This window comes from Frankia sp. Mgl5, assembly GCF_023242985.1.
Lineage (GTDB): Bacteria > Actinomycetota > Actinomycetes > Frankiales > Frankiaceae > Parafrankia > Parafrankia soli.
The window spans coordinates 1-241 of record NZ_JALKFY010000314.1; the positions used below are offsets into that span (position 1 = coordinate 1).

Below are 241 nucleotides of genomic sequence, written 5' to 3' on the forward strand. Positions count from 1 at the left end.
ATTGAGGGATGCACCTGCTGAAACGGAAGATGGACATCGCGTGGAGCTCGTTGCCAATATCGGACGCCCCGAAGAAGCGGAAGCGGTATTAGAAAAAGGGGCCGACGGAGTGGGGCTGTTCCGTTCCGAGTTTCTCTTCATGGACCGGGCTACCCTGCCGAGCGAAGAAGAGCAATTCGAAGCGTATCGCAGCGCAGCGGCTGCTTTCTCGGGGAAACCTGTAATCATCCGTACCTTGGAT

1 protein-coding gene is annotated in these 241 nt (G+C 56.4%); it reads left to right on the plus strand.

What is annotated here, in order from left to right; all coding sequences use genetic code 11:
* Positions 1-241, plus strand: a 241-nt coding sequence (locus MXD62_RS09490) for a putative PEP-binding protein (protein WP_368862359.1), incomplete at both ends; no start/stop codon positions are given.